This is a genomic window from Bacteroides sp. RTP31139st1_H2_RTP31139_211217 (assembly GCF_040227615.1).
Classification (GTDB): domain Bacteria; phylum Bacteroidota; class Bacteroidia; order Bacteroidales; family Bacteroidaceae; genus Bacteroides; species Bacteroides uniformis.
Genome location: NZ_JBCNZM010000252.1, coordinates 1,820 through 2,245 on the forward strand (window position 1 = coordinate 1,820; position 426 = coordinate 2,245).

Annotated in this window: 1 pseudogene; it reads right to left on the reverse strand. The window is 47.4% G+C overall.

Annotated elements, in window-relative coordinates:
• A pseudogene (locus tag ABUA47_RS23250) lies at positions 1 to 426 on the reverse strand (helicase); the annotation flags it as partial.

A 426-nucleotide genomic window follows, 5' to 3' on the forward strand; every position in this document is an offset into this window, starting at 1 on the left:
CGCTTTGCCTTTTCGATTTCTCCCTGACCGGCAGCTATTTTACGCTCGGCACGGATGCGTTCTTTCTTGAAAATAGCCTGTTCCTTTTCAAGCTGCATAATCTTGTTGTCGAGCTTCGTCTTGTTCAGCAAGTCGTTATTGCCTGACAGAATAGCCACGAACTCGGCAAAGTTCATACCGCTGTCCTCATCCATGCCTCCCTCGTCAATACGGCGCACGGCGATTGTGCCGTTGTTAATTTGGTTGATAAACATCTGCTTGTTTTTCAACAGATTAAATTTATAGGCGTCGAGGGTCTTTTCCGTACCATAAATTACGACATCTACCACATTGCTACCCCACAGCTTTACGGTGTTGCCTTTGCGTATTGCCCTGCCGTTTCGTTGCTCCATGTCAGCAGGTCGCCAAGGTATTTCAAGGTGATGC